The sequence below is a fragment of the Methylomonas stagni genome (genome assembly GCF_050154735.1).
GTDB classification, from domain to species: Bacteria; Pseudomonadota; Gammaproteobacteria; order Methylococcales; family Methylomonadaceae; genus Methylomonas; species Methylomonas koyamae_A.
The window spans coordinates 1878929-1904816 of the sequence record NZ_CP189557.1 but is presented as its reverse complement, the minus strand read 5'-3'; the positions used below and the strand labels follow the sequence as shown (position 1 = coordinate 1904816).

Annotated in this window: 22 protein-coding genes; 8 read left to right on the top strand and 14 right to left on the bottom strand. The window is 53.7% G+C overall.

Annotation, left to right across the window (positions count from 1 at the left end):
• Positions 1-6: 6 nt before the first annotated feature.
• The 3 genes from ACP4CD_RS08905 to ACP4CD_RS08895 all read right to left on the bottom strand — a co-directional run bounded on the left by ACP4CD_RS08905 (position 7) and on the right by ACP4CD_RS08895 (position 4087).
• Positions 7-1128: a HupE/UreJ family protein gene (locus ACP4CD_RS08905; protein WP_426994292.1), complete on the bottom strand. Its 1122-nt coding sequence runs from the start codon at positions 1126-1128 to the stop codon at positions 7-9.
• A complete protein-coding gene (locus tag ACP4CD_RS08900) occupies positions 1115-2338 on the bottom strand; it encodes a hypothetical protein (protein WP_426994291.1) in 1224 nt (407 codons plus the stop codon). The genes ACP4CD_RS08905 and ACP4CD_RS08900 overlap by 14 nt, the downstream gene beginning before the upstream one ends.
• A gap of 81 nt (positions 2339-2419) precedes the next feature.
• A complete protein-coding gene (locus ACP4CD_RS08895; RefSeq protein WP_426994290.1) occupies positions 2420-4087 on the bottom strand; it encodes a DUF4331 family protein in 1668 nt (555 codons plus the stop codon).
• An 819-nt stretch (positions 4088-4906) separates the two neighbouring features.
• Here ACP4CD_RS08895 and ACP4CD_RS08890 point away from each other — a divergent pair.
• The 5 genes from ACP4CD_RS08890 to ACP4CD_RS08870 all read left to right on the top strand — a co-directional run bounded on the left by ACP4CD_RS08890 (position 4907) and on the right by ACP4CD_RS08870 (position 16039).
• Entirely contained in the window at positions 4907-7444 is a 2538-nt protein-coding gene (locus ACP4CD_RS08890; protein ID WP_426994289.1) for a hypothetical protein, read from the top strand.
• A 14-nt stretch (positions 7445-7458) separates the two neighbouring features.
• Positions 7459-9336, top strand: a complete 1878-nt coding sequence (locus ACP4CD_RS08885; protein ID WP_426994288.1) for a GMC family oxidoreductase — start codon at positions 7459-7461, stop codon at positions 9334-9336.
• A gap of 431 nt (positions 9337-9767) precedes the next feature.
• Entirely contained in the window at positions 9768-10649 is an 882-nt protein-coding gene (locus tag ACP4CD_RS08880; RefSeq protein ID WP_426994287.1) for a hypothetical protein, read from the top strand.
• 492 nt (positions 10650-11141) lie between these two features.
• Positions 11142-12602 (top strand): hypothetical protein, encoded by a 1461-nt coding sequence (locus ACP4CD_RS08875; RefSeq protein WP_426994286.1) that lies wholly within the window; start codon positions 11142-11144, stop codon positions 12600-12602.
• Positions 12581-16039: a hypothetical protein gene (locus ACP4CD_RS08870; protein WP_426994285.1), complete on the top strand. Its 3459-nt coding sequence runs from the start codon at positions 12581-12583 to the stop codon at positions 16037-16039. The genes ACP4CD_RS08875 and ACP4CD_RS08870 overlap by 22 nt, the downstream gene beginning before the upstream one ends.
• Before the next feature lie 334 nt (positions 16040-16373).
• On the opposite strand, the gene ACP4CD_RS08865 is transcribed toward ACP4CD_RS08870, so the two are convergent.
• The 3 genes from ACP4CD_RS08865 to ACP4CD_RS08855 form a co-directional block, all read right to left on the bottom strand.
• Positions 16374-16727 (bottom strand): hypothetical protein, encoded by a 354-nt coding sequence (locus ACP4CD_RS08865; protein ID WP_426994284.1) that lies wholly within the window; start codon positions 16725-16727, stop codon positions 16374-16376.
• Between the two features lie 377 nt (positions 16728-17104).
• Positions 17105-17866, bottom strand: coding sequence for a haloacid dehalogenase type II (locus ACP4CD_RS08860; protein WP_426994283.1), 762 nt, complete (start codon positions 17864-17866; stop codon positions 17105-17107).
• A 70-nt stretch (positions 17867-17936) separates the two neighbouring features.
• Positions 17937-19025, bottom strand: coding sequence for a lactonase family protein (locus ACP4CD_RS08855; RefSeq protein WP_426994282.1), 1089 nt, complete (start codon positions 19023-19025; stop codon positions 17937-17939).
• Positions 19026-19183: 158 nt separating this feature from the next.
• Between ACP4CD_RS08855 and ACP4CD_RS08850 the strand changes: the two genes are divergently transcribed.
• A complete protein-coding gene (locus tag ACP4CD_RS08850) occupies positions 19184-19306 on the top strand; it encodes a hypothetical protein (protein WP_426994281.1) in 123 nt (40 codons plus the stop codon).
• Positions 19307-19340: 34 nt separating this feature from the next.
• Positions 19341-19499 carry an LPXTG cell wall anchor domain-containing protein gene (locus ACP4CD_RS08845; protein ID WP_139306192.1) on the top strand — a complete coding sequence of 53 codons (159 nt, stop codon included), beginning with the start codon at positions 19341-19343 and terminating at the stop codon, positions 19497-19499.
• 143 nt (positions 19500-19642) lie between these two features.
• Here the strand turns inward: ACP4CD_RS08845 and ACP4CD_RS08840 are convergent, their stop codons facing one another.
• The 8 genes from ACP4CD_RS08840 to ACP4CD_RS08805 form a co-directional block, all read right to left on the bottom strand.
• Positions 19643-19855 carry a hypothetical protein gene (locus ACP4CD_RS08840; protein ID WP_082885714.1) on the bottom strand — a complete coding sequence of 71 codons (213 nt, stop codon included), beginning with the start codon at positions 19853-19855 and terminating at the stop codon, positions 19643-19645.
• A 199-nt stretch (positions 19856-20054) separates the two neighbouring features.
• Positions 20055-20663, bottom strand: a complete 609-nt coding sequence (locus ACP4CD_RS08835) for a sulfite oxidase heme-binding subunit YedZ (protein ID WP_426994280.1) — start codon at positions 20661-20663, stop codon at positions 20055-20057.
• A 4-nt stretch (positions 20664-20667) separates the two neighbouring features.
• Positions 20668-21585 carry a protein-methionine-sulfoxide reductase catalytic subunit MsrP gene (msrP, locus tag ACP4CD_RS08830; protein WP_426994279.1) on the bottom strand — a complete coding sequence of 306 codons (918 nt, stop codon included), beginning with the start codon at positions 21583-21585 and terminating at the stop codon, positions 20668-20670.
• Between the two features lie 11 nt (positions 21586-21596).
• Positions 21597-22208, bottom strand: a complete 612-nt coding sequence (locus ACP4CD_RS08825) for a cytochrome P460 family protein (protein WP_426994278.1) — start codon at positions 22206-22208, stop codon at positions 21597-21599.
• A complete protein-coding gene (locus ACP4CD_RS08820; RefSeq protein WP_426994277.1) occupies positions 22205-22672 on the bottom strand; it encodes a DoxX family protein in 468 nt (155 codons plus the stop codon). Before ACP4CD_RS08820 ends, ACP4CD_RS08825 begins: the two co-directional genes overlap by 4 nt.
• Positions 22673-22684: 12 nt before the next feature.
• Positions 22685-23455 carry a DNA-binding domain-containing protein gene (locus ACP4CD_RS08815; RefSeq protein WP_426994276.1) on the bottom strand — a complete coding sequence of 257 codons (771 nt, stop codon included), beginning with the start codon at positions 23453-23455 and terminating at the stop codon, positions 22685-22687.
• A complete protein-coding gene (locus ACP4CD_RS08810; protein WP_426994275.1) occupies positions 23439-24320 on the bottom strand; it encodes a DUF692 domain-containing protein in 882 nt (293 codons plus the stop codon). The genes ACP4CD_RS08815 and ACP4CD_RS08810 overlap by 17 nt, the downstream gene beginning before the upstream one ends.
• A 9-nt stretch (positions 24321-24329) precedes the next feature.
• Positions 24330-24602 (bottom strand): BufA1 family periplasmic bufferin-type metallophore, encoded by a 273-nt coding sequence (locus ACP4CD_RS08805; protein ID WP_064031498.1) that lies wholly within the window; start codon positions 24600-24602, stop codon positions 24330-24332.
• 552 nt (positions 24603-25154) lie between these two features.
• Between ACP4CD_RS08805 and ACP4CD_RS08800 the strand changes: the two genes are divergently transcribed.
• A complete protein-coding gene (locus ACP4CD_RS08800) occupies positions 25155-25796 on the top strand; it encodes a hypothetical protein (protein WP_064031497.1) in 642 nt (213 codons plus the stop codon).
• Positions 25797-25888 lie beyond the last annotated feature (92 nt).

The following is a 25888-nucleotide window of genomic DNA, read 5'->3' as shown; positions in this document are numbered from 1 at the left end:
AGCTAGTCAGGCCAAAGCGGCGCTGACCGAGTAATAGCAATACAGCAGGCCCGCGATACCGATCAGCAGCGAACCGAGTCGTTGTGAAGTGCTGGGTGCCGGTACCGCCACGCCGCGACTACCAACCAAAGCCAGCCCGTAATATAAAGGTATCACGACACTCAAATGGCCCAGCTCCACGCCCAGGCTGAACGCGGCGACGGCCCAGGCCACTTGCTCGGCCGATAGCGCGGCGATGCTGTCCAACAAGCCGCCGGCAAATCCCAAACCGTGAAACAAGCCGAAGCCGAATGCAATCGCTTGCCTGGGTTTGCCGTGGCTGAGACGGGGCCAGACGATGTTTTGCATCGACACCGCGACGATGCTGAACGCAATCATAGGCTCGACCAATCGCGGCGATACCCGCCACCAATCCAGTACCGCCAGCGTCATCGTCAATCCGTGGGCCAGCGTGAACAGCAACACGATGATCGCCAATTCGCGCAGCGAACCGACCGCCAGCACCAGGCCGGCGACGAACAGCAAGTGGTCGTAGCCGTGCAGGATGTGCAGCCAGCCCTGAACCGTGTAATCCCAGCCCAAGCTACTGTCGAAGCCGGCCGCGTCCAACGATAGTCTCAGTATTTCTTGGTAAGCCAGCAACGCTTGATTAATCAAGTGCCCGTCTCGATAAACGCTCAAGCGGTAGCTGACTTCCCACGGATTGCCCGGCGCAAACTCGATTTCCCGCAGCAGGTTTTGGCCGATCGCCACGACGCCGGGCTTTTCGGCGGGCAGCGGATAGGCTAGCCGATAGACCAACGCCTGGTTGACCGCGGCGGGTGCCGACACGGCTTTCCCGGTCAACGGTACGGAATCGGCGGTAAGGTGCAGGTGGGCCAGCAGATAGTCGCCATGTCGATCCAGCGCTTGAGCGTCGATGCCGCTGTCGGCCGGCGCGCCTCGGTTGGCGATAACGATTTGCTCCAGCGGCACCGTCATCTCCAACAAGATTTGCTCGGTGCCGATATGCAAGGTTGCCGAACCTTGCGCAATCGGATGGGAAAAGCTAGGCCGGCCCGCCAAGCCGCCGGCCACTTGCAGACAGAAGCACAACAAGCAAAGCCGGCAAAGGCTAGCGATGCGCATGGAAATCGTCGTAATGCGGATTGATTTGCCGGGCGCGTTCCAACGCCGCCCGGCCTTCGGCGTCGAATCCGGCCGCCAGCAGAATCATGCCGGCATGGCCGTATAGATGGGCGTCTTCCCAGCGGTAGCTCAGCGCGGCACGGGCGTGAACGACCGCCGCCTGGATTTGTCCGTCGCGGAACAGCGCCCAGGCCAACGCATCGTGGCTCACGGCGTTCGGCCGCTGTTCGAGATCAAGTCGCGCCCAAGCGCTGGCGTTGGTGCCGTCCAGATAAGCGTCGGCGTACAAGGCCGCCAGATGATGGTAGTACTGGGTTTGGCCATTGCGGGTGGCATCCAGGTAAAAATCCAAAGCCTTGTCGTGCCAGTATTTCGCCGGCTCGGATTGGCCCAGGAATTGGTAAAGATCGCCCAGGCTTTGATAAAACTCCGGCTTGCGGGTGCAGAGCGCCAATTGCCGATAAACCGCCACGGCTTCGGCGTAACGCCGTTGCGCCGCCATCCATTCGCCCCAGTAATCGGCGGCCAACCAATAGCCGGAATAGGCGCGTAGCGCCAGCCGGTAATGCGCCTCGGCCGCGCCGGCATCGCCGTGGCTCAATGCCAGGTAGCCGCGCTGCAATTCCAGCCAGGCAAAATCGCGCATTGCCTTGGAGGACAGCAAATCCTCGGCATCTTGATAGGCTCGATCGGCCAGTTCGGTTTGCCCGGTTTTGTCCATCAGCAACGCGTATTGGGCCAACAGCGCCCAGTCGGTTTGCCGCGCCGATTCGTTCAGCAAGTGTTGGGCATCTTCGATGCGGCCTTGCTGCAAGGCGATGTCGATCGCCAAGCCGAGCCGGCTCGGCGCGTCGTCCCAATTGGCCTGTGCGGCCAGTTCGGCCAGATGAACCGCTGCTTCGGCGGGTTTATGGTGGTGAGCGGCCCAGCGGGCCTCCAGCATCCGTAGCGCCGGGCTATCCGGCGCCGCGCGCCGCGCCGCCGTCAAGCGTTGTTCGACGGTGGCGCTGTCGCCGGGGGTGGCGCTCAGCCAGTAGCGTTGGGCGGCCAACATCGCCTGATTGACCGGGCTTTCGCCCGAAGTACCGGCCGCTAAATCGGTCAGCTTCGACCAATCGCGACGATAATCGGTGGTTTCGAAAGCGCCGAACAGTGCCAATGCCAGCCCCGCCCAGGCGGCCAGCATCCAGCCCGCCACCGCGAGAGCCATTCTCGTGGCTGACCGGGTTCGCGAGCGGACGCGGTCGCCACGCGGCGCGCCTGCCGGTCGGTGCATGGCTTCGGTAACGGCTTACCAGGGCTCGGCCAGATACGGGAATTCGGTTAAAAACGGCTTGTCGTTTTTGACCGGATTCGGCGTGGTTTTGGGCTCGATTGGGGCGGAAGCCCATAGCGCCGGGTTGTTCAAGGATTCCACGCTGCAGGGTTTGCCGCCGCAACCGTTTTCCATGTCCAGAAACAAGGACAAAAACCGCGTCGCCACCTGATCTTCCAGACGCCGGCCGAAGGGCCATGAGCCGTTGGTATCCATATCTATCGACGCGACGTTCGGAATAAAGATTTCGAAGGTGCGCGGCGGTTTGATGTCCAGGCCTTTGACGTTCCAGCTGTTGTCCGGCATGTTGACCCGTTGGAAAAAACACTTTTTGGAGCGCTTGAAGGCCTCGATCGCCAGATCGTAGGTCTTGAACACCGAGACCGGCGCGTTGGAATGGTCGAAGCAACTGTTCAGCCCCAGTGCGTTGATCGACGGCCCGAAGCCCCAGCCCAAGTGGGCAAAGCGCTTGACGTAGACCTCGCCGAGTTTGACGTTGTCGGCCAGTTGCTTTTCGTCTTCCCGCAGATTCAGCGCGGCATCCAGGAAGGGTACGCCGTCTACGTCGACTTTTTTGTAATCGCTCAGACGGTTGTTGAAGCCGGCCACCGGCGCCGGCGATTCGTGCGCGCCACCGAGCTTGGCCAGCAACGACCATTGCGAATGTTCCGGAATCGCCTTGGCCTTCGCCGATGCGCGCAGCATCCAACTTTCGCCCCATGTCCGGACAATGCGTTCGGTTTCCGGGGTTTTGGTCAAAAACTTCAGCGGCAGTTCCAGCACAATCGCGTTGACGTTGCCGCCGGCGCGGGCGTCCTGGCCGGTATAAACGAAGCGGAAATTACCGTTGGCATCCTTGTAAAACCGGTCGCCGTTCCAGTTCATTGGCTGCTTCGGTAGGTCTTTTTTGACCGTGATGCCCCAGTCAGGCAGGTTTTTGTCGTAATTGAAAAAGCTGTTGCCTTCCAGTTCAAGCAAGGTCTTAGGAATCCTGGCCTCGGCGGATTTTTTGTCCTTGACCGGCACGTGGTAATACTGCGGCGCGTAGTTGATCGATCGGAAAAAACCGGGCAAATCGTTGAAGAAAGCATCGTCGCGGCCGCCTACGAAGGTCTTGATCGCGAATCCGTTCGGCGTTTTCAGTTCGACGACTTTGTTGGTGTCGATCACCTGCGAGAAATCGCCGTCTGGAAAGCCCAGGAAATCCAGTTTCGCCTGGTTTTGTTGATTGAACGTGACCCTCACCTCGCCGGGTTTGAAATTAATGTATTTCTTGCCGACCGCTTCGGCGTAATTCAGCAGGTTTTTCAAATCGATTTGGTCGCCCATGCCCAGCGCTGCGCGCGGATCGGGATCGAATTGGATCCGGTAGAGCAGGTCGGTATCGAATACCCCGGCCTTGGGAATGGACGCGAAGGTCAAGGCCACGACGACTTGTTCGCCCTGACCTTGGTCGGCACTGGGGTAGCCGAACAAATCGTACAAATCGGCGGCGCTCGGCGGGATGTCGGCGAAAATCGAGTTGATCGCGTTAGGGTCGTTGTGGTCGGCGGCTTGACCGAAGTGCGGAATCAGGCATAGGCCGAGTGTCGCTAGACCGATTCGGCAGGTACGTGCGGTGCGAAACGAACGGAAGATGTGCATGGCTGTGATCCCCTTCTGTAGTTGTTGTAGGGAAAGCGCCGTTCGGCGAGGACGCGGGCCGGACCGGATTCGGCTGGGGCGCGAGTGTCGAAACGGAGTCTGCAAGCTAACTCCAGACCCGAATAAAGTCAACGTTACGAAATGTAGGCTTATTTCATGGAACGGGAGTCGGAACATTTTGCAATGTCCCATAGGCGTAATTGAGTGAAAAAATTCACCGCTTAAAAAAAAATTTTGGTCTACGATTCACATTATTGGCAACCTACTAACGCCTTCCAAGGGGGTAGACCGTGGTGACAGGCGCGAAATCCTTAGCTCTCGCTGGTAACGCACTCCGCGAAACTCCTACCATCTTTACTAAGCCGCCGCTAGGCGCAACGCTTGCTCGCCGTCTGTTTTCGAATCGGCGCACCTCCGAACTTGCCCGCTTACCGACCGGCCTCCGTCCTCCGGCCGGCGGTTTTTTTGCGCCTGGATACGGCAGCAAGGCGAGCCGACTTCGGTTTCGGCCGCGCGGATACCGCTCGCTCGGATTTTTCCGGCCCTAGTTCCGATTATCGATGTCGTCTTGACTCGCCGCCGCTTGGCTGAGCGCGACTTCGATCGAATCCCGTACCGGGCGGCGCCAAGGCGCGGCTCGGTTTAACTCACGGCTTGCCGAGCGGCGCGTCATCGCGCGCCACCGCTCGAGAAGCCGCGCGAAAAACGCAGCGGCGCGGGATGGCCCGCCCAGGCACAAGCCGCTGTCGGCGTTATCGAGCAAATGCCAATAACCATAACAAGGCGTTGCCCGCTGAATCTATCTATCCGGAGGAAATCATGAACTCACAACTACCCAAGTTATTGGCGCTGGTGGCGATACTGGTATCGTCGTCAACGGCGCACGCGACGTTTTGGTCCAAGGCCGGCAAGGTCAAGGACGAAGCCCTGCAAGCCGGCCGCGGCGCGGAAACCCTGAAGGGTGCCGACGACGATTACTTCAAGGACATGGACTACGGCGCCAGCAAGGACCCCGAGGCCTTGGCGCGCGCGCTGAGCCCCTACGTGCCGGGCATTTCCGCCAAGGATGCCCACGACGCGGTGGTACGCGGCCGCAACAACTGGATTGTCTGGACCGCCGGCAACGACCGCTTCTGGAACGACATCGGCAAGACCAGCGTCGGCACGCTGGATTTTTTAAAAATGCTGTCCAGCCACGACACCTTGAAATTCAGCCGCGACAATCGCTGGAATTATTTGGGCTTGGTCAACGAACCCTGCTTTAAAAAACCGAGCGCGCCGCGCCAGGACCGCTACGGCCTGTGGCTGGACGAACGGACCGGCGATTGCCCGGCCGACCCGTTCGAGGACGAAACGAAATATCCCGGCGTTAAAATCGGCGCGCGCGGTAAAACCGTGCCGGTCGGCTCCTACTACGGTTACGCGACCGGCGTGGTCGGCTTGCGTTTGTTTCCGAATCCGGATTTCGACGAGAAAGCCGCCAGGGCGTGGAACCCGGAAAAGTTCTATAACGATCCCAGCTATTACAATAACAAAGACCTGATCCGGCCTTACCGGGTCGGCATGTCTTGCGGCTTTTGCCATGTCGGCCCCAATCCGGCCAATCCGCCGGCCGATCCGGAAAATCCCAAATGGGAGAATCTCAATTCCAATCCCGGCGCTCAGTATTTTTGGATAGACCGGATTTTCTCCTACGAAGCCGATCCATCCAGTTTCCCGTTCCAGTTGTTCCATACCTCGCGGCCCGGCGCGCTGGATACCTCGCTGGTTTCGACCGATTACATCAACAATCCGCGCACGATGAACGCGGTTTATAACTTGGGCGCGCGGATGAAAAACGCGCTGAAATTCGGTCAGGAACGCATCGCCGGCGGCGGTCTGAACAATCGTCAGTTCAACGATTTGAAACTGCCGGCCGAAAGCCCGCTCAACAGCTTTTTCAAACAACCGGATACGGTGTGGACGCCGCGCGTGCTCAAGGACGGTGCCGATTCGGTCGGCGCGCTGGGTGCGTTGAACCGGGTGTTCGTCAACATCGGCCTGTTCAGCGAGGAATGGACCGAACACTTTAGGCCGTTGATCGGCGGCGAAAAAATCTCGCCGTTCCCGATCGCCACCGCTCGGAAAAACTCGTCCTACTGGAATGCCACCGAGCAACAAACCCCCGACTTGGCGCTGTTCTTCCTGGCCACCGCCCAGCCGGACTATCTGAGCAAGGCTCCCGGCGGCGAACAACATCTGAAAGCCTCGGCCGAGGTGTTGACACGCGGCAAGGAGGTGTTCGCCGAAACGTGCGCCCGTTGCCATTCCAGCAAACTGCCGGAAAAAGCCTATAGCTTCTTCCCCAACGGTTGCGTCGGTTCGGATTACCTAAGCTGCTGGAACAACTACTGGAAGTGGAGCAAGACCGACGAGTTCAAAACCGAGATGAAGGCCATCGTCGCCAAGCCGGACTTCCTGCAAGACAACTTCCTGTCCACCGAATTGCGGGTACCGGTGACCTTGCTGCAAACCAACGCCTGCAGCCCGTTGGCCACCAACGGCTTGGCCAACAACATCTGGGATAACTTCACCTCGCAAAGCTACAAGGATCTGCCGTCGGTCGGCAAATACACGGTGCATCATCCGATCACCGGCGCCGCCTACGACTACGACATGCCGGGCGGCGGCCGCGGCTACACCCGGCCGGCCTCGCTGGTCAGTCTGTGGTCGACCGCGCCGTATTTGCTGAACAACTCGGTCGGCAAGTTTTATCCCAGCGGCTCGGTCGAAGACCGGCTCAAATCCTTCGACGACTCGATCCGGCAAATCCTGTGGCCCGAAAAACGCAGCGGCAACCGCGACATTGTGGTGGTCGATTCCGCCAATCCGGCCGAACGCAAGGTCTTGAAAGGCCAAGTCGATGTCACGACCGCCAGCAGCTATCTGCGGGTGCCGAAAGGCTATCTGCCGGACTTGCTGCAACCGCTGGTCGAGCCGTTCAGCCTGTTGAAACCTTGGGCCTTCGATAAGTCCGGCGTGGAACTGGGGCCGATTCCGAAAGGCACGCCGGTCAATCTGGTGTCCAACATGAACCTCGATCCCAGCGATCCCAAGCACGTGTTTCACTTAATCAAAGTGCTGAAGGACGTCAAAAAGGCCTTGAAAGCGATTCCGCAAGGCGCTAGCGACGAAGAGGCGATCAAGGTTTTCGACGACAGAAAAATCGTCGACGACATGTTGAGCGTCAGCAAATGTCCGGACTTTGTCGTCAATCGCGGTCATTACTTTGGTACCGATTATTTGGCCGAGGAAAAAGACCGGGCCTTGAGCGACGCCGACAAGGAAGCCTTGATCGAATTGTTGAAAACCTTCTGATCGGGGAAGCCACTATGAGCGATAGCACAAAATATGACTATATCGTGGTGGGGTCGGGTGCCGGGGGCGGCACCCTGGCCGCTCGATTGGCGGAAAACGGCCGCAAGGTGTTGGTGTTGGAAGCCGGCGGCGATCCGCTAAAGATGCAGGGCGGCAACGCGATTTCCGACGCCAACCGCCTGCCGGAAGACTACCAGGTGCCGGTATTTCACGCCCTGTCCAACGAGAACAAAGCCATGCGTTGGGATTTTTGGGTGCGCCATTGGGGCGATACCCAGTTGCAACGCCGCGACGAGAAATATCGCGATGTGTGGGACGGCGAAAAGGTGGACGGCGTGCTGTATCCGCGCGCCGGCTGCCTGGGCGGCTGTACCGCGCACAATGCGATGATCACCGTGTACCCGCATAACGACGACTGGAATCACATCGCCGATCTGACCGGCGACGCCAGCTGGCACGCCGACAACATGCGCGGTTATTTCGAGAAAATGGAAGACTGCCACCATCGTCTGCCGAGCTACCGCTGGGCCGCCAAATTGGGTATCAATCCGACTCGGCACGGCTTCGGCGGCTGGCTGCAAACCGAAAAAGCCATCCCGTTGGAAGCCCTGGGCGACAAAACCCTGGTGCAAACCCTGAAAGAATCGGTCGAGGAAGTTTGGAAAAACATCGATACCGATCCTATCGAGGGCGCCGAATGGTTCGGCGAAAGCCTGGGCGATCCCAACGACTGGCGGCTGGTCGAGAAAAACGCTACCGGCTTACGTTATCCGCCGTTGATGACCCGTAACCACGCCCGTCTGAGTACCCGCGATCGTTTGTTGGAAGTACAACGACAGCATCCCGACCGGCTGCATATCGAGTTGGACGCGCTGGTGACTCAGGTGTTGTTCGACAATGACAACCGGGCCATCGGCGTTGAATATCAAAAAGGCGAAAAGCTCTACCAAGCCCATTATCAGCCGGCGACGCAATCGGGCGAAACCCACCAAGTATTCGCCGCCAAGGAGGTGATCCTGGCCGGCGGCGCCTTCAACACCCCGCAGTTGCTGATGCTGTCCGGCATCGGCCCGAAAGCGGACCTGGAGCGCTTGCGTATCCAGGTCCGCGTCGATCTACCCGGCGTCGGCAGCAATTTGCAGGACCGCTACGAAGTCGGCGTCGTCAACAAGATGAAACAGGACTGGGAAGTATTGAAGGGCGCCCGCTACGCCAAGGGCGATCCGCAATACACCGAATGGGAAACCCAACGCAAGGGCGTGTACACCACCAACGGCGCGGTGCTGGCGGTGATCAAGCGTTCTCTGAAACAGCGCAAGTTGCCCGATCTGTTCTGTTTTGCGTTGTTGGCCCGCTTTCAGGGTTACTTCCCCAACTTCTCGCAATGGATACCGGAGTTGAATTACCTGACCTGGGCGGTATTGAAGGCGCACACCAACAATCGGGGCGGCGAAGTGAAATTGAAATCGGCCGATCCGCGCGAGCGGCCGTACATCAATTTCAAGTATTTCGAGGAAGGCACGCCGGACGGCGGCGAAGACCTGGAGTCGGTGGTGGCCGGCGTCAAATTCGTGCGTAGCCTGACCGCGCCGCTAATCGCCAAGGGCATCATCGAGGAAGAAGCTTTTCCGGGCGCGGCGGTCCAAACCGACGACGAAATCCGCGACTTCATCCGCTACCAGTCCTGGGGCCACCACGCCTCCTGCACCTGCCCGATCGGCGCCGACGGCGACCCAATGGCGGTGCTGGACAGCCGGTTTCGGGTGCGCGGCGTGAAAGGCTTGCGGGTCGTGGACGCCTCGGTCTTCCCGAGGATTCCGGGTTTCTTCATCGTCTGTGCGATTTACATGATCGCCGAAAAAGCCGCCGATGTCATTCTGTCGGAGGCTTGATTCGCAAACCGTCACCCGGCGAGTAACCGCTAGTTTGCGGCTACTCGCCGGCTTATTGAGCCTGCTTTTCTAGGGTTTAACCGTAAGTGCTCCGGCGAACGGACATTAAAGCGGTAATTTACCTTCTAAGGATGGAACGAAAGCCGCTGCGATTTGATGGTGAGTCCGGTTATTTGGGATTTTAGTTCTTGGAAAATTCTCTGTTTGGTAGGGCTAGATATGATTGTATTGTCCCGACCCCTAGCTGCCATTAAGCCCAAGCGCCCATCAATGTATTATGATCGTCATTAAAAAGTCATATGAATTTAAATTTGCTGTAGATTGTCCCGTGCCGTTCAGGAAATTAAATTCCTTCAATAATTCTGAATCGGATAGTAAGCTTTAACTGTTCGAATCGTTCAAAAAAATCTAAATATTATAAGGAGCATAGGATGACGATGCATGAATCCAATTTTGGTCAACAACGCACTGCCATCCCTTTCGGTAAATTCGATAATCGATCAGAAGACATATTTCCCTGCAACGAATCAATGATAGGTCGTGAAGGGGCAAGAGCAAAACTCATTGACTTTCTCACAAATGCCGGTACTCGCAAGGCAATATTAATCACTGGACGCAGAGGCATGGGTAAAACCAGCTTCGTCAATTATTGCTTAAATGAATACGAACAGGCCAGAATCGAACGTTATTGGCGTAGCGACATCGGCAGAACTATGTTTTCCTTAGTTTGGTTGCTATTTCTCAGCATTTTAGGAGGATTGGCTTTTGTATGTGGCAGCGAATTACTACAAACATTGTTGCACAACGCGATAGATCGAGGAAAAAATTTTTATTGGCTACCGATATTATTGCTAATGTTTTTCTTGTGTTATCCGATACTTCATGCGTACAAGATCATCTGCGCTGCGTTGACGAATAGGTTTCCAGCGCAAGCTATTTTCGGAGTGCTTACGATTATTACATTTGTCTGCATTTTTTTAAACACAGGTGGAAACGGCTCACCTAATCTCATATTAAGCCGAATGGCTATCGGTGTCGCAACAGCTTATTTGGTTGGAGAATGGATTTATTTAGCTTTAAAATGGCTCCCACTACATAAACCAAGAAAAACAATTCTAAATAAAATATATATAGCTATAATAATATGTACAAGCTACGTAACAAGTAGTTTTGATTTCGGCGTAATCAATTATCTCGGCAATAGTGAAAAAGCCATTAGTTCACAATACAACAACCTTCTGATTGGCGTTATAATATTTTCTATAGCACTCATAAATACTGCCATACGTTTAGAAAAAAACCAGTCCATATAGGTATATATCAGATTTATATATCTATGAATAGGGCGAAGCATATATATATATGTATCGGATTTCTCATTCTTGCCTCGCACTGGGTGATTGCATTTTTATCTTGGTGGAATTACAAATTAATCATATATTCATTATTGTGCATGGTTTTAGTGTTAATAATTGTTTACTTGAGTGAAAATAAATTAGAAATAGATAGTAAGAATAGCAATCTGTCCATATTATGTTTTGCTATATTAGCTATCCTGGCGCTGTATATTTTATTGCAGAAAATCGAGGCTTACCTTGACGATAATTCCAAAAATCAAGCAGTATGGCCAATTATATTGGCGTTATTTCTGCTAGTAACAGCCGTACGATTTATTTTTCAGTCTAAAGAAACGAAAAAAAGATCCTGATAATGATGACTATGAAAAACATAATGCATTTCCAAGTGCGTTACTCGCTATAAAGGCTTTCATATTAGTTATAATAAGCCTTTATGCAATACATCCGTTGGTTTCTCGTTTCGATGCCGATTTATGCAAAAGTGAGTGGACAAACACGGAATGTGAACAGGCATTCTCGGAAAAGCACAACCTCAACAAAGACCGTTCTTATACTTCCAACCTGCTAAACGCATTCAACAATCTGTTCGAAAACCATATTTTAGAAAAACCTACACCTGTAAATGAAAAAAAGAAAAATAGCTATATTTCATTAGACTCGCAGAGTGAATCAAAACTATCATATGTGGTAATACTTGCTGTAATCGCAGCAATGATTTTTTGGATTGAGTACGAATGGATTATTCGTCCGGATCAATTTCACAGGCATGATAAGTCTTTAAGTCCACGCCACAACAAACCTGGCTATTACAATTTTTTTGAGCCGGAGCAATACAAGTTTGATAGATTTGTAGTAAAACATAAAGACGATAACGACAGAAAACGTATTCGCCGGGAAATTCAGGAATATTTGTTAACTTGTGCGCAGGATAGAGAGCGTAGGCGAGAGTTCGAAAAACTAACGTTTCTAGGTTATTTTAACAGCTTTCATCTTTCTACATTAATTAGCACTATAAACCTTGGCTTTGAAGAATTAAATCACCGGGGCGTCATTCATGCTATGTTGCTGGATATCCGACAACAATACTACGACAAATTCGTTTCTTTACGCAGTCCGTGTGTTGTAATGCGCTCGGTTTTCGGTGTAATAATTGCGATGTTACTGGTTACTGCTATATGTAGGGAACACTTTAATATCGTCGATCAAAAACGCACATTATCCTCATCGGTATCAAATAATGGTCATCGTGAAGTATCTAGATATACTGTTGATATTTCCCCTGTCGATGATATTGAAATATCTGTGGATGGCCTTAGTTTTAAAGAAAATGGCAAGCAGAATATAGAAGTCAAGCAACCGATCAACCGCTTACTGGGTGACAAATATTGTCAGCGCGACCAAAACTCCAAGTTCGATAGCCTGCCAACATTTCCCAAATTAGCCTGTGAATTAGGCGGGTTTTATGCGGAAAAGCTATTGCCATTGTTATATTTTGAAATATTGTCAATTGAGTCGCCTCAGCATACATCTTCCCAATCACTTCTGTTATATTGGCTGTTTGACGCCAGAAAGCCTTATTATTGTCACGCGGACGACTCCCAGTGCAATATAAATATTGCATTTTGCATTTATCATCTTCTGTTATTTGCATTGGTTCTTTACACTTATCGTCGATTAAACAAGCTTCTAGAATTATCGCCGTATCCAATTAATTTGGAGCGGATAGATAATTTATTAAACGACTTGACCTCCAGCTCAACAACCAAAAATGCTAAGGAAATATTGCCTATTTCACGCATAGGCGCAGGACTATCTGGGCTTTATCAAGAGCGAGAAAAAGTTTACATCGCGACAGATTGGATTCGCGCCAAGTTGAGTTATTATTCATGCAAATATTGGACAAAATAAGCCATTCCCATCCCATTTATTTCAAGCCTCTACAATCGGGAAAGCGTTCACCTTCAATAGAAATCACCTTCGTATTTGACGAATTGGATAAATTAGCGACGGATATTAGTACTCAGCTAGAAAAAGGCAATCCCGACGGTAACGATAACGAATTGCATCGCCTCAATTTAATGAAGGGCTTGCTATCTAACATGAAGCGGATCATTACATCTTCCGAAGCCCGTTTTATTTTTTTAGGGGGCAGATTATTGCATGACGACTGGCTAGCAGATGGCGCACGCCGCCAGCCACTGCTATCCAGCATATTTAATGATGAAATTTATTTGTCGTCATTATTGACGGATCACGGTATCAGCCAATATCAACATGACAAACCCTGTTTCGATAAAATAGGTAATATTGCTGTTAAAATGGAAGATACTCTAAATAATAGAATAGAAGAATATTTTGTATGGCAATTTTATTTGGCCAGAATTCGTTTTTCGGATTGGGCTAACCGTATCTGGGCGCCGGTAATTGGACTTCGGGAATTGGATGCGCGCCAACGCGGCTTTATTCAAATTTATTACAACGATCTCAAAGACCAGCTATTGAAGACGGTAGATTTTTTGCCAGATGACATAACTAAGCCTTTACACACTTTAGCTATCCGATATACTGACAATGGCAAACATTTAGATGAAGGAAATTTTGAACGAGAACAAAGCCGATTGGAAGCTTTTGTCGATTTTTTAGCCTACCGAAGTGCCGGCAACCCCAAAAAACTGAATGAGCTTTTGGCGAGTTTTGTAGTCAGTAGCGATAGGGCAATCGATACAAAAGTTGCTAGGGACGATGGTTTTATGTGTCAGGATGTATTGTATCTTCCCGACCATAAAGTCATGCGTATTCAATTGATTGCCCGCGTTTATAAACAACTCAGAAAAAGCTTTGAAACTAAGATTCGCGGAAGGGACGATAAAACCATCGTATCGTTAATTTATCTGTGCGATTTTTTATTTAAGTTCCATCAAAGGGCCTTTTCCTGGGAAAACTTGGAGTTAATAGACGAATTGATTCATATGCATCGGGGCCACGATATGCGCGTTCTCCTTCAGGAACTGGTGGAAGGGTTTGGAGATCGCTATTTACACAGGATCATCAATGGCATGTATAGCTATCGATTTCGCAGCTACTTTTCTAACGAATTGGAATATCTATCTCGTCATTCGGAAGAGGAAATGGCCGCGTTTAACTTTACCTTGGATGAAGCGCAGGCCTTACGAGACCATCTTGAACGGCAATTGGGGGATGGGGATGACTTAGACAAAGTCGATTTTCTGGGAATGCTGGGCGAATTGCACGAGTTTTATCAAGAGTACGAAAAAGCTAGACAATATTACCGGCGCTGCATTATCGCGCGGCAGAATAGTTTCAAAAACTTGTTGGGCGAAAAGATCGGAAATAACAGCGATGAAATGACAGTACTTCGTGCGATTTATACCGCTACCAACGCCGGAAGCGATGCTTTGCTGGCCATTCAGCATTGGTGCCCTTCCACGTTGCGATTATTTTTGAAAATCATTATGACTTACGAGCGGGAACATAATGATACCGAGGCGTTGATTCGCTGCGAACGGTGTATGACATTTGCGGAAAGCATACTGAAATCTTTTTTATCGTTAAAGCCGGAACAACTTTCTCCGCAAAACTGGAATCCAGTAAAAATCAATAAAGGTGAGTTGGCAGAACACGCTTATAAATTGGAGTATCTTGGCTTATTATTCGAACCGATGTTTGCCCATGCTTGGCTGCTTGAGAAGAACCCGTACACTAGTAGCAATTCGTATGAGGTGCTCAACAAAAATATTTCTAAACTCTTGCAGCTTCTGAGTAATGACAGCGATTTCTCGCTGTTATTCGTGCAGGCGCAATGGTTTAAAAAAATGGGTGCTTTATGCTTTTACAAGGGATTGGCCAGAACTAAGAGTCTCGACAACACAGAAAAGCCCCGTTTTATTCAAGATGCCAATAAGCATTATAGATTCAGTGCAATTTGTTTATCGTACTACTTTAGTTTTCATGTGCGTAACGCACCTAACACTGAAGACTTTCTGTCCATCGAAGCAGCATTATATAGCAAACTATTTCCAGCGGATCACTGTTTATGTATTGCGGAATGCTTAGGCGATTTGTCTGAAAGTATTCTGGCCGGAATCGAACCAAAAAAATTGTTTGTCACTAGCAAAACAGCCAAAAAGCAACGCTTTCAAACTTACGAAAATGAGCTTGTCGAGCTAATAAAATATACAGATAAGTGGTTTTATAATCGCGGCGAAATTGACAAAAATATTGAATCATTACTTTCTCAAAAACAAGAATTTAACAAATATTCATGTTTATTGAGCTTGCTAAGTCAAAACTTTTATAATGGATCAGAGTTCGAATCATCGAATACATTAGATAAATTCGATCTCGCATTGAATTTAGCACTTTTAAGTGCGTTTTATCAACTTCGCGCGGGAAACACTGAATCCGCCGCTCGAGAAGCCATGCATGCCGTTGAAGTTATCGTTCAATACCTAAATTGGTATTGGGCCGATTTTATAATAAGCAGCACTTTCGGTGATCATCAACAACAATTGCCATTAATCATATTAATATTTATTAAGATAAAATGGTATTTCGGCTTCATTGAAAAACTATTTAATTCGGTTCGCCTAAAACCAAAAAGGAAATACAAGATGGGTGATTTAATTCCTAGCTCGGCATTAACATCATGTTGCTCCATCGGAATATATGTGCTTTATTTTTTACATTATGAAAAAAATGCAGCAAGGAAAAGTTATCTTTTAGCTAAATTGACAGAATTGAAAAAAATAATCGAAGAATGGGCACCGATCAGTAACGCACAAAAAATTGAATCTACTAAACCAACCACCTGTGTCATCGAAAATTGGCACGATTATTTTATATATAAGATAATATTTTCGTTGCGCCGCCATCGTTATCCTGTTCTAAATCAATTAAACGCAATTAAAACCCTAGTAGATGGCAGTTTAATGCGATTTTATTCTCAAGGGACCGCGTTAAACGATAATGTAGCAGTATGGTTGGAAGAGCTCTATTATATTAATGAAAAATATAGTCATCCCATGCACTTTACTCCGATGCAGATAGGTTCCAGTTTTTATCTTTATCTTAGTGTAAATAATTTTGAATTACCCGAACAATCAGAGTTTGACTTTAACCTTCGTGGGGAAACCAGACGATTTTTGATTCAGAGCCTCGATATGTGTCATATGGGGAAGGGATATTATGAAGCAATCGGAAAAATGTATTATTTATATGATGACTTCAATGATAACCAAATCCATAGAAACCACGCCATGCAAATAGCTGGAGCTGAACTAACAAAAAAAATGTTAATAGAATTAGAACAGCATGCGAGCAATTGATTTTACCCACTTTCCACCGCACTTTGCGGGATGTGCGTGATACTTGAACAAAACCAAAGTCAGCTCCAGATCTAATACCGGCCACAGGTGGATAATGTCTTTTAGCGATCTGAGAGTCGCAAATTGGCCGATACCAAGCATTGCTCTCAACCAACTTTTGCACATAACAAGCTATCGCACCTAGCTAGAATCCAACAGTGTTTTACTCACTTCATAAGGTCGGATGAATAGTCACGCAACCATCCGCTTCGGCGGATGCGACGCACCGACCGAGCCCTCGCGGCCGCCGCATCTGTTTTGATTGAGGTGTTGCCCGCCGGGCAATATCTTCCGGCTACGCGACTTGACCGTAAACTTGCCGAACCACCTGGTAAAACCAGTGCGGCCTGCTCAGGATAATGGCGAAGGCGATGACCGGTGTGACCGGGACCGGCGCGATGTCGATCAGGAACAGCGTAAACAGGCTGGCGAAGGTTTTAATTCTGGCTGCCCGGGTTTGCGCGGTAGTGATGAAGTCGGTATCGCGCGCTTTATCTCGATACATGGCCTCGATCAATAAGCGGAACCAGTCCGGGCGCTTGACGACAATATACATTCCGATCAAACAGCCGGGCGAGATAGGCCCGAAGCCTATGATCGCGAATATCGAGAATACCGAGAGACATTTTATCTGGGTGGCGTTGAGCATGGGCTGAATAGTGTGTATGGCGATCTGAAATAGCAAACTAGGCTAGGGCTTGAGGTCTAAAGCGGCTATCGTAACGGCAAACCGGCGCGTTGTGGGTAACGGCGTCGATTCGGCCGTCGGCGTTAGAGTTCTACTTTGTCAGATGACTAAATAAGCATCGTCATTCCGGCCTGGATGACCGGACCCGTTAGAGCGCGGAGCGAATCCGAACGCCATGGACGGATTTAAGCCTACCCTCCATGGCGCTGGATGCATGTTTCCCGGCGGGCATGACGGTCTTGAACAAATCCGACAAAGTATAGAATTAGCGCCATGCTAAGTCGGCACGACCGGCCCATTGCAGAGGCTTTGACGCCGGTCGGTCCTTGAGGCGGTTGTCAGCCCAAGGTCTGAATAAAATCGGCCAGATCGGTCAGCGTCTTGCCGCTGGCGTCGGCGGCCACGCCGAGGTGTTCTCGAGGCGCTTGCACGCGATTGACCCAAAAGGTCGGATAGCCGAAGGCCTTGGCGCCGGCCGCGTCCCAGCCGCCGAATGCGGCGAAGACGATTTGCTCGCGCGGTAGACCGAATGCTTCCGTACCCATCCGATACGCGCGCGGGTCCGGTTTGTAGGCCTTGACCCGGTCGGTGCTCAGGTGCTCCTCGAAAATCCCTTCCAGACCGGCCTGTTTGACGCAGGCGTCCAACATGGACGCGGTGAAGTTAGACAAAAACGCCAAGCGCAAGCCCGATGCCTTCAAGCGGAGCAAGGCCGGCTTCGCGTCCGGCCAGGCGTCCAGCGACATAAACGCTTGCATCAAGCGCTCGCGCTTCTCGCCGGTCAATTCCAGAGCGTGTTGTTGAGCGGCAAAGATCAAGGCCTCTTCGGTGACCTGCCAGAAGTCGGCATAATTGCCCATCAAGGTGCGCAGCCAAGCGTACTCGAATTGACGCGTCCGCCAGGATTGCGCCAGGGTTTGGCCTTGGCCGGGAAACAAGGTTTCCGCCAGCGCGGCGATCGGTTGGGGATCGAAAGTCGTAAAGCCGTCGAAGGCGACCGCCTTGATGCGGTTTGCTGCCTTGGCTTGGGTAACCGGTAGCAGCAGGCCTGCGCTGGCGGCACCGGACAGGCGTAGAAATTCGCGGCGGGTCAGTGGCATGGCAACTCCAAAGTGAATAGGACGAAAGGAAAGCCGGCCGCGCGGCGCAAACCGAGCGGCCGGCTTCGATTTAGCGGACCACCAAGCCGGTAACGCCGGCCGGTAAGGTGTTCAAATGGGTCACGGATTGCAATTCGCCGTCCGCGCCGATTCGATATACGCCTATGCTGTGGTCGCCGTTACTCAAGCTGTACAGCCGGCCGCCGTCGTCGGACACCGCCAAATCGTTGGGGCGGCTTTCTTCGGCGGCGCGGGCTTGCAGCAATTCCAACTGGCCGTGGCGGCCTATCGCAAACGATGCAATCGAGCCGGCCGGCGTATTCGCGGTGAACGCAAGTTTACCGTTCGGCGTGGTTGCCAGCCAGCAAGCGGCGGTTTGTTCCACGGCGACCGCGCCGTCCAGCAATTGCAAGCTACCGTCTTCTTGTAAGCGGTAGGCCGACACGGTGGCGCCGTTGGCCGCGCCGCCCTGCGCCTCGGAAACGAAGAATTGGTTGTGCTTGCCGAAGGCAAAACCGAACGGCGTGTTGCCGGCCGAGGCCAAGCTGTGCTTCTCGTCCGGCAAGCCGCGATTATCCAGGGTAAAACTGACAATTTTGTTACCGGCTTTCTCGGTCACCACCAGCGCGTCGCCGTCGCGGTCGAAACTGATCTGCGCCGGCCCGCTGGCGTCGTCGCCCAGTTTACGGTAAGACTGTTCCAGCGGATAGAGTCGGCCGCTACGGGCATCGAATCGGTAACCGAAAATCGAATCGTCGCCGGCGTTGACCACGTAAACCCGGTCGTGGGCGACGGTCAGGCTAACCGGCGTCACACCGGGTTCGGCGGCGCGGTGCACTAATTCCAGGCCGTTGTCGCGCACTCTAAACACCGACACGTCATTACTGCCGGCGTTGATCGCAAACAGAAAACGCTGGTTTTCGCTGAAGGCCAACGCGCCTTGATTACCCAAGCCGGCACCGGTGCCGGCGCCGCCGGTTGCGTAACTGCCGGCCGGTTGCATTTTGCCGGCGGCGTTCAAACGGAAGGCGAGTACCGAGTTACTCGCGGCGTTCGACAGCGTATAAGCGGTTTCCCGGTACGTCTCGGGCCAGGCCTGAGCGGTTAACGGTAATAATAACGGTATGGCGGCAGCCAGCGTCTTAAGGGTGTTGTTCATGTAGACCTCGAAATTAAATGGAAGGGAATACCCCGCGATGGGGCGAAACGAATATTGCGCCCCGGCCGGTCACCGAATCCTCACGACGAAATCAAATCTTTGTCACTTGCTCGCTAGGCCATTTCAGGCAACCGGACCCGGTCGTTTCGGCGGCTGACATGTCCGCGGCCGCTTGCAGCCAGCCGTTACGGGGCGGCGTGGCGATGAACCACACCCTGGACATCGAGGAATCGCGCGGTACGCTGGGTTTGGATTCGCGGTGCCGGTCAACGGCGCCGTAGAAGCGGATTTTCTGAAATTTGCGGGGAGAGAACGATGGGACCGTATTACCGTGGAACGTCGCAAGGCGTCGGCAATTTTTTCGAGTTGTTTTACCAGCATCCGGTGCTGATGCTTTTGGTCGTCGCGGCTAGCGCGGCGGCGGGATATTTTGTCTGGAAGCGGAAGAAAGACAGCCAAGCTAGCGACGGCTGATAATTTGAGGCGCCGGTGTCTTAGGATAGGCGCTTGCGTAGCGGCGATAACAAGCCCTTCGAATGCCCGAAGGCGTCGATTTCAACGGTGGCGAGCCATCGATTGAAACCAACGCGTTCGCGACGGGATTAACGTCTAGGCGATCAAGCGGCCTTCGCGGTGGCGGCCGGCAGGCAATGTGGGCACGGTGTGACCATTTTCAAAAACTCGCTGGCTTTCTTGGCGGCGCTAGTCGGGTTCGAAATGGCCCCCAGGTAACGCAAAGTGTCTTTTGCAGGTAATGCCGTGCATTCGGCTCTGTGCAGAAAGCGTTCGCCAGTGTCTTGCGCGTTTAGTTCAACGTAAAATTCAGCCATGGTAAGTACCTCATTGTTCCGGTTAATAAGGATAAGGAGAACGGCCCGAAAAACGGACGGTTTGGTGATGGCGCTTGTGTCGGGCCTCGCACATTAGTGACGGGTAATGTGGAGGAAACGATACAAAAACCGGCCGAATCGCCCGTTTTTCGTGCTCGATTGGCTGTTCGCAAGTTCTGTTCCAGCAATTTTTATGTGGTTACTTGTCGCTGTGTAGTAAACGCGACAGTCGAACGATCAGCAACAGACCGAGAATTGCCGCGAACGTCAGCGGGCGCGTCAGGTCTTTTTTGACCAACCAGATAAAATGCGCCACGCCGCCGCAAGCCGCAACGTAAACCCAGCGGTGCAAGGCTTGCCAGCGTTTGCCGCCCAGCCTGCGGACCATCGCGTTGGTCGAGGTTGCGGCCAAGGCCAGCAGAATTAAAAACACCGAAAAGCCGACCGTGATGTAGGGGCGCTTGAACACGTCCTCGGCAATCGCCGGCCAGTCGAAGAATTGGTCCAGCACCAGATATGTCAAGACATGCAGCAGCGCGTAAAAGAACGCGAACAAGCCCAGCATGCGCCGCAAGCGCAACCACCAGGACCAGCCGGTCAACAACCGCAACGGCGTCGCGCTCAACGTGATCAACAACAAGGTCAATGCCCAGTAACCGGTCACGTGAGTGATTTTCTCGATCGGATTGGCGCCCAATCGCTCGGCGTAGCCGGCATAACCCAGCTTGACCAAAGGTATTAAGGCCGTCGCGAAAACCAGCGTTTTTAACGCGGCGATTTGGCGGCGGCTCGGATTTTTCCAGCTCATCGCGTTAAAAGTTCTCCCGCAGGTCCATACCGGCATATAGCCCGGCGACTTGTTCGGCATAGCCGTTGAAGGGCAGGGTCTTGCGCTTTAAAAATTCGCCGAGCCGGCGTTCCTTGGCCTGGCTCCAGCGCGGATGATCGACGTCCGGGTTGACGTTAGCGTAAAAGCCGTATTCGCTGGGCCCGGCCTTCATCCAACTGGTCAGCGGCGGCTTTTCCACCAAGCGAATTTTGACGATGGATTTCGCGCTCTTAAAGCCGTATTTCCAAGGGACGACCACCCGAATCGGCGCGCCGTTCTGCTTGGGCAGTAGTTCGCCGTACAGGCCGAAGGTCAGCAAGGTTAACGGGTGCATGGCTTCGTCGATGCGCAGGCCTTCGCGGTAAGGCCAATCCAGTACCGGATATTTTTGCCCCGGCATTTGCGCCGTATCGTGCAGACTGACGAATTCAACGTATTTGGCGTTGCCGGTCGGCTCCACCCGTTTCAGTAATTCGGCCAGCGAATATCCCAGCCACGGCACCACCATCGACCAGGCTTCCACGCAGCGCAGCCGATAAATCCGTTCTTCCTGCGGCGCCAATTTCAGTAACTCGGCTATGTCGAAAACTTTGGGCTTGCGGACCTCGCCCTCGACCGCGACGGTCCAGGGCCGGATATTCAGGCTCGCGGCCCGAGCCGCCGGGTCGTCCTTGCTGGTGCCGAATTCGTAAAAATTGTTGTATTCGGTGACCGACTTATAAGGCGTCAATTCTTCGTCCAATTTATAGGCCGACGCCTTCACGTCCGGCCATTTTTCGCCGGCGCTCAGCCAGCCCGGCCACAAGGCGGCCAACAACGCGCCGCCGGCGCCGCGCATAAAGTCGCGGCGGGCTTCGAACACGGCCTTGGGGGTAATTTCGGAAGGTTTGATCGGCATCATGCGGGGCGCTCCTATTTATGGGCGGATTCGGGTGGTCGCTGGGTAGAGCCTGGACCGGCGGTTTCGGTTCCTGGCGCCGACAGCGTCGGGTAAGCTTGCAGATAGACGCCGTCGGTGGCCTTGGCCGGCAAATGGCAGTTTTGGCAGGATACCTGGTAACCTTGCGAAATGTTGGCTTGCGGGCTTTTGGCATCGAACAAGGCCCAACCCCAGCCGTCGGCCCAATCCCGGTGGCCCGGAAAACGCCGTTTGGCATCCTTGACCATGACAAAGCGAAGCTTGATCGCGCTGGCATAGTCGGCTTGGCCGGTACTCAAGGCTTGGCGGCCGATTGCGCGAATCTCCTTGACCAGCACCGTACCGTCCGGAAAACGGCCGCCGCGACGAAATTCGGCCGCTGCATCGGCTTGGGTGTAGACGTCGTGGAATCCGTATCCGGGGGCCTGCGGATCGGACACCAGCCAAGATCCCAAATGCACCCAGCGGCCGCGAACATCGTCCGGCGCGCGGATCGTGCCGTTGGCTGAAACCAGCGTGGTGAAGGTGTCGGCGATGCCGTCGCCGGCCAACGCCGTAGCGCTGGCGGCCAACAGGACGAACCCGATTGCGCCGTGCGATCTCATGTTGTCTCCCGCCGAGTCAGCCGCCGCCAAGCGTCCACCGACCAAGCGCCGGGGCCGCGCGCCGCCAGCGACAGCAATACCAAACCCCAGGCCAAATGCTGTTCCAGCCCGGCCGGCCCCAAATCCGGGTAGGACAACACCGCCGCGGCGTTGAACAAGGCCAACAGCGTCGCCGTTACTCGGCCGTAACAGCCCAAAACCAAGCACACCGGTAACACCAATTCGACGGCTGTCGCCAGATAGGCGGCCCATTCCGGCGCGAGCAGCGGCACCCGGTATTCGTATTCGAACAAATACAGAGTGCCGGCCCAACTGGCCAATTTTTGTTGGCCGGATACCCAGAATGCGTGGGCCAGCCAAAGCCTCAGCGCGAAATCGCTTGCGGCGGCGGTCCGGTTGGTCAGGGTTTCGAATATCGCCGGTTTCGGCGTCTTGGTGGTTGGATGAAAATAGATACTGTGCATCGCAAATCTCTGTCAACGGATAAAAAAGCCGGTTAGCAAACCCATGCGCAACCAGCGCGGTAGATAAAGGTCTAGCGGCGGCGCGGTGGTTTCGCCGCTTGGCCGGTCCATCGCTTGACTCAGCGTCAATCCGGCCGCCAACGCGGACAGCAGCCGGAACTCGCCGCGTTCGATTTCGCTGGCGTTCACCTCGAAACCGTTGCGATGCACCACGACATGGCTGGCACCTTCGGCCAGCGAAATCGGCGTGGCGGCGTCGGCGTCCGGCAAATTGGCTTGCCAGATCGCGAAAACCGGGTAAGGCGACGCCAACAAACGCAACGACGGATGGAAGCGCAGACGCAGCGCCGGATAAAGGCTGGCCGGCACCGCCGCCAGGCCGCGCGCGTCCAGCAGCGCGGCGTCGGCGGCGTGATAGGCGCCGTGCCAGTACCATTCCACGCGGGCGACGTCGGCTAGATAGTCCAGCCCGTGGGTCGGCGGAAAATCGGTCAAAAAATCGGCCAGTGCCTCGCCGTAATGCAGCAAGGCTGCTTGCGCCGGCGGATGAGCTTCGATGAAAAACCGCGCCAGATAATTGAAAAATTGCTCGCCGACCAGGCGTTCGACGACCGGATATACCTCGCGCAAGGCTTGGGTCAGGCCCAGGCGAGTATTGTTGCGATATAGCGCCAAGCGTTTTTCGGCGGCGATTTCGCCGCTGACGATAGCCGCCGGCACCCGTTCGGCCAGGCCGAACGCGTAGTCCGCCATGTCTTGTTGCAAATCACGCAATGCATGCATCGTTGGTCTCCAATAACTCGTCGGCCTTGGCGGCCTCGTTTAGCAACACCGGCCAGGCCGGCAAATCCGCATCCCATTCGATCAAGGTCGGCCGCCGGCCGAAGCGTTGCAACACTTGCCGGAACAGTTGCCAGACCGATGCCGCCACCGGCCCGGCGTGGGTGTCCAGCAGCAGGCTCGCGGTATCGATAGTACGCAACGCATGGCCGGCCAGATGCAATTCGCCTACCCGCTCGCCGTCCAACTCGGCCAGATAATCGGCCGCGTTCCAATGCAGGTTATGGCTGGACACGTACAGATTGTTGACGTCCAGCAGAATTCCGCAGCCGCTACGCCGGGCCAGTTCGTTCAAAAACCCGCTTTCGCTGTAGTCGGCTTCCCGGTATTGCAGATAGCCGGCCGGGTTTTCGATCAGCAGCGTCCGTCCCAGAAAATCCTGGACCCGGTTTAGCCGGTCGCACAGGTGGAGCAGCGTGGCTTCGGTATAAGGCAGCGGCAGCAAGTCGTTCAGATAGCGGCCGCCTTGCGAACTCCAACTCAAATGTTCCGAGACCAGACCGGGCTCGACGCGGCCGATCAAATGCTTGAGTTGGCGTAAATGCTCGCTGTCCAGCGGGTCTGTCGAACCCAGCGACAGACCGACGCCGTGTAGACTGATCGGCAACGCGTCTCGCAAGGTTTCCAGGTAGCGCAGCGGCGGACCGCCGGCGCCGAAATAGTTTTCGCTGTGGACTTCCAGCCAGCCGACCGGCACTGGGCCGGCCAAGGCGTCGCCGTGATGGGCCGAACGCAGGCCGACTCCGGCGCAAGCCGGAATCGGCGCGGCGACCCGCCGCGAAAGTTGTGAGGATCGTGGCGTCGTCATCGCGGCGGCTTACATGCCGGGCATCTGGGTTTGGCCGCCGACGATGCGTTCGCAAGTGCCGGCCGGCACGGCGATGAAGGCGTCTTTTTGGCCGTCGCTGGTGGAATGACCGGCGCAGGCGTTGGACAAGGTCTTGCAATCGTTCTTGCCGGCCTTGGCGACGCCGTAGCATTTCTCCATGTCCATCTTGTCGGCGGCCACCGCCGTGCTTTGCGCGCCGATCGCGGCCAAGGCTAACAACGAGGCGACAGCGCTGGTAATGATAGTGTTCGAGTTTTTCATGGTGGTATCTCCAATTAAGTGGTTTGGTTTGAGTGATGTCGGCGGCGCTCGCCGCGACGTATTAGGTATTACAAACGCCGTGCCAACTGGGGTTTGTTGAAAATAATCAAACGAATTCAATCTATTAGAGGATATTCGGCCGCAATCAACCGCCGCAACGACACCCATATGCCCGCCACTATTCGCGGCGGCCGCCAATAGTGGTGGGTTGGGGCGCGAGCCGGGCATCGAGAAAAATGTGTTGGAGCGGCTTTAGCCGCGATTGACAGCCTTCCGACACCGGATTGGGCGCGGCATCCGGCGACTTTCATAGTAAAAGCCACCAGTTGTTTAGGCATTTCAATGGATTATCCGGCGGGTAAGCGTAACGGACTAAGGTCTGCCGCCGAATCGCAACCTACAATAGCTCGCGGAGCCGGCGAGCGCGGGCTATCAATTAAGCCGAACTCGATGGCGTGCGTCTTGGGCTGCCGGCGGCACAAAAGACTCTATACTTTGGGCGAGCTCCGCTCGACGCTGTTGCCCCGATAAAAATTCTAAACGAGACGCCCCATGCCAAACATCAATAGCGGTATTGCCTTCGATACCATCAAAACCTTAGCTAAAAGTTACGGAAAAGCCACGCCGCAAATGGTCAGCACCAACTTCAACGCGATGCCGATTGCGGTCTTTAACAATAATTTACTGAAATACGATCCGCTGGAGAACGTCGCGCAGATTACTTCGGACAAAAAGGTGGTTTCCCTGTTGCGAGAAACCAATGCGGGGGTAAAAACGCCGATTCGGTTTCTAAAATGGGGTCAAAATTGTTGCACGGGCATGGAACTCGATCCGGGCGCGCGCGTTGTGATCAGCGGTCCGTTCTCGGGCTGTTCCTTTTTGATCGCGAAGGATATGCACAGCGGCCGGACCGTCATGCTGCATTCCAACGACAACACCAATCAAGGGGCGATGAATCGAGCCAACACCCTGGCGACTCAAATGGCCAGGGCCAATCAGTATCTGCAAGTGTTTCATAACGGTGTTCAGCCGCTGTACCACTGCAGCTACGAGGAAATGGGCATGGTGCCCAGTTGGATTATCGCGGTTGACGAACACGGCGATAGCCGCAGTTGGTTGATTTACTGCGTGAATTTGCTGGCGAGTCAACGGGGTGAAAGCGTGTTTCAATTGGGCGGGTGTTTCGTATTATGAAGTGCCACGGCCATCGACAGGCTTAATTTGGCGGGTCGGATTAAACCCTCGGCGTTTGCCGACTGAAAGCGGATTTGGCGAATTCTACTTTG